This window comes from Gordonia sp. i37 (genome assembly GCF_002043085.1).
Classification (GTDB): Bacteria; Actinomycetota; Actinomycetes; order Mycobacteriales; family Mycobacteriaceae; genus Gordonia; species Gordonia polyisoprenivorans.
This window is the reverse complement of sequence record NZ_MVPX01000249.1, coordinates 1-10,845: the sequence shown is the minus strand read 5'-3', so window position 1 is coordinate 10,845 and position 10,845 is coordinate 1. Positions and strand designations below refer to the sequence as shown.

General features: G+C 69.5%; 5 protein-coding genes and 1 pseudogene. 4 read left to right on the top strand and 2 right to left on the bottom strand.

All coding sequences use genetic code 11. From position 1 onward, the window contains the following. Positions 1-263: 263 nt before the first annotated feature. Positions 264-839: a GNAT family N-acetyltransferase gene (locus B1964_RS11585; protein ID WP_014362198.1), complete on the bottom strand. Its 576-nt coding sequence runs from the start codon at positions 837-839 to the stop codon at positions 264-266. 175 nt (positions 840-1,014) lie between these two features. On the opposite strand from B1964_RS11585, the gene B1964_RS11580 reads away from it, so the two are divergent. The 4 genes from B1964_RS11580 to recD are packed head-to-tail and all read left to right on the top strand — an operon-like array spanning position 1,015 to position 10,498. Further along, a complete protein-coding gene (locus tag B1964_RS11580; RefSeq protein WP_014362199.1) occupies positions 1,015-1,497 on the top strand; it encodes a thioesterase family protein in 483 nt (160 codons plus the stop codon). Between the two features lie 15 nt (positions 1,498-1,512). Continuing rightward, positions 1,513-4,941: an exodeoxyribonuclease V subunit gamma gene (gene recC / locus B1964_RS11575; protein ID WP_079929840.1), complete on the top strand. Its 3,429-nt coding sequence runs from the start codon at positions 1,513-1,515 to the stop codon at positions 4,939-4,941. Continuing rightward, positions 4,938-8,429 (top strand): UvrD-helicase domain-containing protein, encoded by a 3,492-nt coding sequence (locus B1964_RS11570; protein WP_079929839.1) that lies wholly within the window; start codon positions 4,938-4,940, stop codon positions 8,427-8,429. Before recC ends, B1964_RS11570 begins: the two co-directional genes overlap by 4 nt. After that, complete coding sequence (recD, locus tag B1964_RS11565) at positions 8,426-10,498, top strand: exodeoxyribonuclease V subunit alpha (protein ID WP_079929838.1); 2,073 nt, start codon at positions 8,426-8,428, stop codon at positions 10,496-10,498. Before B1964_RS11570 ends, recD begins: the two co-directional genes overlap by 4 nt. A gap of 54 nt (positions 10,499-10,552) precedes the next feature. Here recD and B1964_RS11560 read toward each other — a convergent pair. Beyond that, positions 10,553-10,845: pseudogene (locus tag B1964_RS11560) on the bottom strand (GlcNAc-PI de-N-acetylase); the annotation flags it as partial.

Here is a 10,845-nt window from a genome sequence, read left to right as displayed (position 1 = left end):
AAAAAAGCCGGAGCCGATGATGACGACGTGAGGGCGTGCCGAAGTCGGGGTGGGGCTGCTCATCGGAAGAACGTCTCCTCATCGATCGTGGTCGACATACCCGCTGGTGGGCATGCATGCTCGATTGTGTCGGGCCGTGGATACGGTCTGGGTGCGGACGCGGTCACGCCGCACGCCTCTTCACGGTAGTCCTCGCCGCCCGATCGGTCGCGGTGAGGCATCCATGTCAGGACATTATGGTCCTCGTCGCGGTGAACGCCGAATCAGGCGGTCAGATCGGTCGAGGCGCCCCAACCCTCGTGACGTCGTTGCCAGTCCTCACGGAGCAGGTCGTATTCGACCTCGCCGAATCCGCCCGGCGCGTTCTCGTCGCCGACGTGAATGCCGCAGATCCGCATGCCCAGCTTCTCCATGACACGACGCGAGGCCGCGTGCGTGGAGGTGGCGCTGGCGAACACCCGCTGCGCGTCGAGGTCGGTGAACGCGAGGTCGGTGACGATCCGCGCGGCCTCGGTGGCCAAGCCCCGGCCCCAGTACTCGCGCCGCAACCGATAGGTCAGTTCCAGCTCTGGGCGGCTGGAGTGCCGCGGCGCCCGTAACGACACCCAGCCGAGGAACACCCCGTAACGCCGATCGATCACCGTCCACAGGCCGCCGCGGCCGGTGCGTAATTCGGTCTGCGCGCGGGGCACGACCCACTCCTCGACGAGACTGCGGGGTGTGGCGATGCCGCCGCTGACGAAGTGCATCACGTGCGGATCGCTGTCGAGGCGCACGAGATCGTCGACGTCGCAGCGTTCGACCGGCCGCAACAACATCCGCGACGTCTGCACGATCACCCGGCCCCCAATGCCCCTCATGTCCGCATGCGCCGGGATACTCCTGCAACGTCCGGCTCGGCCCACTCGGGAGATGAGTGTACGGACTACGCCGGACACATGCCGCCATTTGTGGGCGTGTCCCGGCGCGGGTCGCCGCGCGTGACCGTCGGTGCGTGGCGCTAGGCTCCCCCTCGTGGACCCCGACACCCAGCCGACGACACCGACACCCGACGCCGAGGTGCCGCCGCCGCACGCGCCCGCGGAGGTCGAGCTCCAATTGCGTTGGGGCGACATGGATATCAACGCCCACATCAACAACGTTCAATTTGCGCGGCTGTTCGAGGAAGGCCGGGTGCGCGCGTTTTCCCGATGGTTCCCGGGTGGGGCCGAACGACTTCCGATCCTGGTGGTGCGTCAGGACGTGGAGTTCCGGGCAACGCTGGACTACACCCTCGATCCCGTCGTCATGCGGTTGGCGATCACGCGCCTGGGCACGAGTTCCTACACGATCGGCGCCACGCTGTCGGCCGCCGACGGCACCCTGTGTGCCCTCGCCCGTACCACCATGGTCGTCATCGACCCGGCGACCGGTCGGCCGACCCCGATCCCGCCGTCGGCCCGGCAGATCCTCGAGTCCCACCGGGCGCAACTCCCGGAGCTGCGGCCGAGGGACTGACCGGAGCGAGGCGACATGCTGCGACTACACCGCGCCGAGCGCACCGACGTCCTGGCCGACGCGCTCGCCGACGTCCTGGCCACCGGTCTGCCCGACCCGATGGCGAGCGAGATCGTGGCCGTGCCCGCGCGAGGAATCGAGCGGTGGTTGTCGCAGCGTCTGGCGGTCCGGTTGGGATCGTCGCCCGAGCTCGGTGACGGAATCGCCGCCAACATCGGCTTCTGCTCACCGGGCGAGCTGACCGACGCCGTGATCGACGCCCTCGACACCGACGCGCAGACCGCGACGGCCTGGCGCGCCGATGCGCTGGTTTGGCCGGTACTCGCCGTTCTCGACGACCTCGTCGACGACCCGCAGATGGCGATGCTGGCCCGGCACATCGGGTCCGCATCCACTGCAACGGCCGCCGGCGCCGGCACGAACACCACCGAAGGGGACGGCCCGGACGGGGCCCGACTCGGTCGCCGGTACGCCACTGCGCGCCACATCGCCGACCTCTTCGAGCGCTACGCCCGCCAGCGGCCCGGCATGCTCGCCGACTGGGCGGCCGGTGGGCAGAGTAACGGCGCCGGCGCGGCTCTGCCCGACGACATGGCGTGGCAACCCAGGTTCTGGCGCGCCGTCCGCGAACGCGTCGGGGCCGCACATCCGGTGGAGCGGCTCGATGCACTGTGCGAGGCCGTGCGCGCCGACCCCGGCGCCGTGGACCTCCCGCCGCGGGTGTCGGTGTTCGGGCCGACCCGCATCACCGAGACGTTCCGGCAGGGGGCCTCGGCGCTCGGTGCCCACCGCGATGTGCACCTGTTCGTGCCGCACCCCGGTCCCGCGCTGTGGCGTGCGGTGGCCACGACGGCGGCACCCGCTGATGCCCGGCGCGCGTCGTGGCGTCCACCGTCCTTGCGAAATCCGTTGCTGGCCGGGCTGTCCCACGATGTGCAGGAATTACAGCTGTCCATCGCCGGGCACCTCGACACCGAGGTGCATCATCGGGCGGGCGACCACCCCCCGGCGACGGTGCTGCAGACCGTGCAGGCCGGCATCCGCGACGATTCCGATCCCCGCGCGGACCGTGGCACATGTGCCGCGGACGACTCGATCGAGATCCACGCCTGCCATGGTCCCGAACGGCAGGTCGAGGCCCTGCGGGACCGGCTGCTGCATCTGTTCGACGCCGACCCGACCCTGCAACCGCGCGACGTGATCGTGATGTGCCCGGACGTCGAGACGTTCGCGCCGTTGATCCGCGGCGCCTTCGGCCAGAGTGGACTCGACCACCCGGCCGCCGCGTTGCGCGTCCGCCTCGCCGATCGCGGTCTGCGCCAACTCAATCCGGTCCTCGACGTGGTGGCCACCGTCGTCGAACTGGCCGTCGGCCGGATCACCGCGGGCCAGGTCACCGACCTGTTGACGCGCGAACCGGTGAGCCGTCGCTTCGCGATGTCCGACGACGATCTGGATTGGGTGCGGGAATGGCTCTCGCGCAGCGGAATCCGGTGGGGAATCGATGAGACGCAACGAAAGCGGTTCGGCCTCTCGGGTTTCGGTCAGGGGACCTTCTCCGCCGGGCTCGACCGGGTGGCGCTCGGCGTCGTCGCCGAGGAGGACGACGGTGAATGGCTGGGTGCCGCACTGCCGCTGGAGGGTGTGGAGAGCACCCAGATCGACCTGGCGGGACGGCTGATGGAATTCGTCGACCGCCTGGGCGCGCTCGTGGTGCGCCTGTCGGGGTCCGCGTCGGCGGCGGACTGGGCCGAGAGTCTGATCGCGGTCGTCGACGAGTTGACCGAGACCGCGCCCGGCGACGAATGGCAGACGGCGCAGGCGCACCGATCCATCACCGAGGCACTCGCATGTGATACCGAGGACCCGCCGAAAGGTGAGCGTCTGCTGCGGCTCTCCGATGTGCGCGATCTCGTCGCGATGATGATCGCCGGGCGCCCGACACGGGCCAACTTCCGCACGGGTGAATTGACGGTGTGCACGCTGGTGCCGATGCGCTCGGTACCGCACCGGGTCATCGTGCTGCTCGGCGTCGACGCCGAGGCCTTCCCGAGGGCGTTGCGCGTCGACGGCGACGACATCCTGGGTCGGGTTCCGCTGGTCGGTGAACGCAACCCCCGCGCCGAGGATCGCCAGTTGTTCCTCGACGCGCTGACCGCCGCGCAGGAACACTTCCTGGTCTTCTACACCGGCGCCGACCCGGTCTCGGGCAGTCGGGTGCCGCCTGCGGTGGTTGTCAGCGAACTCGCCGACACGGTTGCCACCCTCTGCGGTATCCGGGCTGCCGAGGTGATCCGCCGGCACACCCTGCACGGCTTCGATGCCCGCAACTTCGAGCCCGGTGGCGTCGGTGGTGTGCAGGGTCCGTTCAGTTTCGATCGGGGACTGCTCGCCGGTGCCCGTGCCCTGCGGGGCTCGAAACAGCCGGTGCGGCCGATCGCCGGTGCCCACCTCGGGATCCCTGCCCCCGACGCCGATTCCGACGTCGAATTGACCTCGCTCGTCTCATTTTTCGCCAATCCCATCGAGGGTTTCGTGCGACAGCGTCTCGGTGCCCGGATTCCTGATGAGGAGCACGACGATTCCGACCGCCTCGAGGTCAGGGTCGCCGGTCTCGAGGAGTGGGCGATCGGTGATCGGCTGTTGGCCCGTATGCTCGCCGGCGCCGATCTCCGGGACTGCCAGATGGCCGAGGTGCGCCGTGGCACCCTGCCGCCGGCCGAATTCGGGCGACGCGAACTGGTCCGCATCTCACGGCAGGTCGGTGCGGTGTACGACGCGGCGGTCGGTCTGCGGCACGGAGATGCGGCGACCCGTGATTTCGTGCTCGACCTCCCGGACGGTACCCGGGTGCACGGGAGCGTCGGCGACGTCTTCGGCACCGGTATCGTCGCCGCGACCTACTCGAAAGTGCGCGCCAAACACCGACTTTCGGCCTGGATTCGGCTTGTCGCGCTCGCCGCGGCGCAACGCTGCGGCGCGGTCGGCGGTCCGGTGATCGACTCGACGACGATGATCGGCCGCGCCGATCGAAAGGCGCCGGGGATCTCCGTGGTCCGCCTGGCCGGCCCCGACGATCCGCTCGCTTTGCTCGCCGAGCTCGTCGCGATCCGTCGGCTCGGTCTGCAGACCGTGTTGCCACTACCGCTGGATCCCGGTGCCGCCTATGGCATCAAACGCGCGAGCGGGAGCTCGGAGATGATCGCGCTGAACGCCGCGGCCACCTCGTTCGCCGGCACGTTCGGCGCGCATACCGACCCCTATCTGCGGTTGGTGTACGGCGCCGATGTCACCGCGTCCGTCGACTTCGACACGTTGACCTCGGTCTGCGCCGCCGACACCGCACCCTGGGCACAGATCGGCCTGGTGTCGGGTGAGCCGGTCTTCACCACGCTCGCCCGCCGGCTGTGGGGCCCCGTCGTCGAACACGAGGTGATCAGATGACCTTCCCCGCAGCAGGTGTCGCCCACGGCCGGCTCGACGCCCCGCGTCCCTTCCGGCTCGACGAGCCCCTCGCCGAGCACACCACCGTGCTCGAGGCCAGTGCGGGAACCGGGAAGACCTACGCGATCGTCGGCATCGCGGCCCGGCACATCGCCGAGGGCCTGCCGATCGACAAGCTGCTGCTGGTCACCTTCAGCCGATCGGCGACCGCCGAACTCCGCGAACGGATGCGCGAACGCCTCACCGGTCTGCTCACCGCGATCGACGCCCGAGCCGACGAGCCCGACCCCGGTGCCGCTTCCGCGCAGACGCCCGACGCCGAACCGGACGAACTGCTTTCGCTGATGCTCACCGGTGACGCCGAGACGATCGCGTTGCGCCGGGATCGACTCGCGCGCGCCCTGTCGGACTTCGACGCGTCGACCATCGCCACCACCCACACCTTCTGCAACCGCATGCTCGAGGCGCTCGGGTTCCTCGGTGAACGCGAATTGGTCTACGAGATCGTGGAGGACGTCGACGATCTCGTCGAGGAGACTGCCCTGGATCTGTATCTGCGCGGTTTCGGCCGCGACCCCGACGATCCGGTGTTCACCTTCGACGATGCGGTGACCATCGCCAAGGAGGCCGTGCGCAATCCGGCGGTCGACCTCGTCCCGGCCGGTGTCGCCGACGCCGAGGGCGCACCGCGGGCCGACCGTGCCGCGACCCGTCGCGTCAACTTCTGCCATCGCGTACGCGAGATCGTCGAGCGCCGCAAGCGCGAGTCCCGGTTGCGGACCTACGACGATCTGCAGATGATCTTGTACCGCATCGTGATCGACGAGAACATCGGCGCCGACGCGTGCGCGCGTATCCGCGACACGTTCGAGCTGATCCTCGTCGACGAGTTCCAGGACACCGACCCGCTCCAATGGGAGATCCTGCGCCGGTGCTTTCACGGTCAGCGGCGTCTGGTGCTCGTCGGCGACCCCAAACAGTCCATCTATGCCTTCCGCGGAGCGGAGATCCTCAGTTACCTCGACGCGGTGCGGGTGGCGGGGCAGCGCCTGGCCCTCGACACCAATTGGCGTTCCGACGAGAACCTCGTCGAGGCGCTGTTCCGGATCTACGGCGGCGCCAATCTCGGCAACGACCAGATCACGGTGCACCAGGTGAATGCCCGCCGCCCGGGCACCCGGCTCACCTCGTCGGAGACGGGCCCAGCTACCCGAACGCCAGACGCTCAGAAACCGGTGCCGTCGCTGCGCGTGCGCTGGTTTCGCCACGACGATTTCCCGGTCCTCATGCGCAACAGCGCATTCGCCTCGGTCAACGACGTCCGCGCGGCGGTCATCGCCGACGTCGCCGCCGATGTCGCGTCGCTGCTCGCGTCGGGCACCCAGCTCACCACCGACTCCGGAGTCCGTGAGGTGCACCCGGGTGACATCGCGATACTGGTGTCGGCCAACCGCACCATCGAGCCGTTGCAGAACGCGTTGGGCGGCCACGGTATCGGGTCGGTGGTGGGGACCGGTACGAGCGTGTTCGCGACCATGAGTGCCCGGCACTGGTTGTGGGTGCTGCGGGCGATCGAGTCGCCCGCACGAAACGACCGGGTGGCGCTGGCTGCGCTGACACCGCTCATCGGCTGGGACCCCGAGCGGCTGGCCGGTGCCGGCGACGCCGAGCTGACCGAGCTGGCGGCCGGGTTGGCGGATCTGGCACGGACTTTCGACGACGGCGGATTCGCCGCGATGGCGCAGCGGATACTCGCCGACCACGGCGTGGCCGGTCGTGTGCTCGCCGGCGCCGACGGCGAACGGATGCTCACCGATCTGCTGCAGGTGTCGACGGTGTGCAATCGCCATGTGGTGGAGGAGGATTGCGGGCTCTCGAGTCTGGTGGAGTGGTTGGCCGACCGCATCGCCGACGAATCGCTGTGGCGGCGTTCGGAGGAGCAGACCCGGCGACTCGACCGCGATACCCAGGTCGTGCAGATCATGACGGTGCACGCCAGTAAGGGGCTGCAATTTCCGATCGTCTACGTGCCGTTCGGCTGGGACGGTGCCCGCAACTCGTCGCCGAAGACCTTCCGTTACCACGACGACAACGGTGACCGGCACCTCGACGTCGGCGGTCTGGACACCACCGGGCGTCCGGAACGCCTGCGCCGCAGCATCTCCGAGGATGCGGGGGAGGACCTGCGCAAGCTGTATGTGGCGCTGACCCGCGCCGGGTCGCAGGTGGTTGCCTGGTGGGCGCCGTCGCGCGGCACCAGCGACTCGGCGCTGCATCGCCTGATCTTCGGACACCCGCCCGGCTACATGGAGCCGGGAACGACCGTCGCCGAGTCGGTGCGGGTGCCCGATCCCGACGAATGCGAGGCCCGGCTCGTCCAACTCGGTGCGGGTACCGACACCATCAGTGTCGAATCCGCCGGCGGCCTCGACCCCGGGCGGTGGGTGTCCGACACCGCCAAGCGGTCACCGAACGAGCTCTCCGCGGCGGTGTTCGGCGGTCGGATCGACAGCGGGTGGCGGCGTACGTCGTATTCGGCGATCATCGCCGCCGCCGGACACGCGTCATTCGGTTCTGGCGACAGCGACAGCGGCAGCGAACCCGAACCCGAGGCGCAGTCCGTGGACGACGAGCCCGTCGAGGCTGTCGAGGAGGCACTGCCGATCGCCGACGCCGACGAGCGGGCCGGAACGCCGTCACCGATGAACGGCATGCCGTTCGGTGCGACCTTCGGCACCCTTGTGCACGAAACCCTCGAGTATGTCGACACCTCCGCGCCCGATCGGCGAGCTCATGTGCGCGAACTGTGCGAGCGATCGGCATCTCGCTATGGGATGCCGGTGGATGTCGACGCGTTGACCTCCGCCCTCGACAAGGTACTCACCACGCCACTCGGATTCGGTGACCTCTGGAGCGTCGGACCGCGAGATCGGTTGGCCGAGCTGGACTTCGAGATGCCGTTGGGTCCGCCCGAGGTGACCGGCAGTGATCCCGCCGGCGCGGGCGCACCACTGGCCGCCATCGCCGAACTGATGAGCGACCTGCTGCCATCGCACGATCTGCTGCGACCGTATGTGCCGATCCTGGCGTCGCTGCCCGCCCAGCGTCTGCGTGGATTCCTCACCGGCAGCATCGATTCGGTGCTGCGGATTCCCGACGGACGCTTCGTCGTGGTGGACTACAAGACCAATCGACTGCGCCCGGGGGCGCTGATGGTCGAGGACTTCTCGGCCGAGGCGATGGCCGCGGAGATGATCCGATCCCATTATCCGTTGCAGGCGCTGCTGTATTCGGTTGCGCTGCATCGCTATCTGCGCTGGCGGCTGCCCGGGTACGCAGCCGCGGCGCATCTCGGGCCGGTGCAGTACCACTTCGTCCGCGGGATGGCCGGGCCGTCGACCCCAGCGGGGTGCGGTGTGTTCGAGTGGTCGGTACCCGCAGAGCTGATCACGACGCTCTCGGATCTGTTGGCGGGAGCGCCACGATGACGCCGCCCACACCACCGGACACCGTCGTCCCGGTCGACGATCCCGCCGGCCCCGGTGCCCACACCGATGACGGCAGGCGGGTGCACGGGGCCCGCGGGCTGCTCGGTGAGGCCAACGCCGTCGGCATCCTCGACGCCGCCGACGTGCACGTCGCGACCCGACTGGTACGCATGTGCGGTGAACCGGTGTCCGAGATCGCCGAGTTCGCCGCAGCGCTGGCCGTGCGCGCGGTGCGCCTGGGCTCGACCTGCCTGGCGGTCCGCGACCTGGCCGACATCGCCGCGGGCGCAGAACACGACTCCGCGCCGGAGCGCAGGGCCATCGGAGTGGGAGGTGCAGTCGGGGTGGGCGGTGCCGTCGGGGCGGACGGCCGAGCGCTGATGCCGGCACTGCCGTCCGCCGACGAACTCGTCGGCGGGTTGCGCTCGAGTCCGCTGGTCGTCGGTGCCAATGGCGGCCCCCTGCGGCCGCTGGTCGTCGCCGACACCGTCGACGGGCCATTGATATACCTGCGCAAGTACTTTCAGCAGGAGCAGGTGATCCGCACCGTCCTCGCCGAACGAGCCGCGTCGGTGCCCGAGGTCTCGGCCGAGCGGGTCACCGGTGCCCTCGACGAGGTCTTCGGCGAGGGCGCCGGCCTTGCACCTCGACAGCGGCTGGCCGCCGCCGTCGCCGCCTCGCGGTGGACCTCGGTGCTCACCGGAGGTCCGGGTACCGGCAAGACCTACACCGTTGCGCGCATCCTCGCCGTGCTCGATCGGCTCGCCCCGGCACGACTGCACATCGCGGTGTGCGCACCCACGGGCCGCGCGGTCGCCCAGCTGCAGGCCTCACTCGACGGGATGAGCCGCGGGCTCGGCCCGGACTCGTCGGTCACGGGCGACTCGGCAAGCGGCCCACCGGTACACGCGGTGACCGTTCACGGACTGTTGGGCTGGCGACCCGGTTCGCGGCCGCGCTATGGACCGGGTAACCGCTTGCCGCACGACGTGGTGGTCGTCGACGAGACCTCCATGCTGTCGGTGACCGCGATGAGTCACCTCCTCGAGGCGGTGCGTCCGGATGCGCGCCTGATCCTGGTGGGTGATCCCCATCAGCTCGCGTCGGTGGAGGCCGGTGCGGTGCTCGCCGACCTCGTCGAGCGGCCACCCAGCGGCGCAACAGACTCCAGCGGCGCAACACACTCCAGCGGCGCAGATCACGACAGTGGGACCGCACTCGATGCCGAGATCATGGCCCTGGCGGACGACTCGCGGATCACCGCATCCGAACGTCCGCGTTTGGCCGATGGCATCGTCGAACTGACCCGCAACTTCCGCAACCGCGACGGCATCGCCACGGTCGCCGCAGCGGTCAATGACGGTGACGGCGATCGCGTGCTCGAGCTCATCGGCTCCGGCGAGCTGGCCGACATCGTGCTCGTCGAGCCCGACGATCCCGCGATCCACCGCGACGTCGTCGCCTGGGTCACCGATCTGTGGTCGGCAGCCCGCGCCGGCGATGCGCCGACCGCGTTGCAGGTGCTCGATTCACACCGCGTGTTGTGTGCCCACCGTGCGGGCCGGTGGGGTGTGCAGGGGTGGACGCGTCAGATCGTCGAGTGGTGCGGTGAGATCCCCGGCCACCCGCCTGTGACGCCCGACCTCGCGGCGCCACAGCCCGGGATGCCGATCCTGGTGACCGCCAACGATCGGCAGAACCGGGTGTTCAACGGGGACTGCGGTGTGGTGATCGCCGAGGCCGGCGATCCGTCGCTGACCGTTGCCTTCCGGCGCAGCGAGTTCAGCGCTCCGATGTTCGTCCCGCCGGCGCGGCTGGCCGAGACGATGTGGGCCTACGCGATGACCATCCACCGCAGTCAGGGCAGCCAATTTGATGCGGTGACCGTCGTTCTGCCACCGCCGGATTCGCCGCTGCTCACCCGCGAACTGCTCTATACCGCCATCACCCGCGCCAAGTCGCGGGTTCGGATCGTCGGAACCCCGGAGACGTTACGGGCGGCGGTCGATCGTCGCGTGCACCGCGCGAGCGGACTGCGCTCCTCCCCGGCGGAGCCGGCGGGTCGATGATTGCGGAGCCGGCAGGTCAGTGACGGCGCGGACGACGGGGTGGCAGTACACTTCTCACAGGTCGACGCCGCCGCGCACGAGGTCGCGGCGGATGTAGCATTCGGTGCCGAAGAGGCGGTCACGCCGTTCGCGCGGCAGATTCATCAGACTCGAGATCATCTGGCTGCGTTCCACTTCCGAGCGATGTGAGGCGACCGCCGCGGCCTTCTGCTTGACCCACGCCGACACGTCGAGTTCGAGGTCGATGCCCGAAGGTGGCGTGCCCGGCAGGGCGTACCGGGAGATCGTCGGAAAGAAGTCGTCGACGACGTCCTCGATCATCCAGTCGGCGATGGTGGCCATGTACA

Coding starts and splice junctions, on each gene's coding strand:
- recD (WP_079929838.1), top strand. CDS start 8,426: ATGACGCCGCCCACACCACCGGACACCGTCGTCCCGGTCGACGATCCC.
- B1964_RS11570 (WP_079929839.1), top strand. CDS start 4,938: ATGACCTTCCCCGCAGCAGGTGTCGCCCACGGCCGGCTCGACGCCCCG.
- recC (WP_079929840.1), top strand. CDS start 1,513: ATGCTGCGACTACACCGCGCCGAGCGCACCGACGTCCTGGCCGACGCG.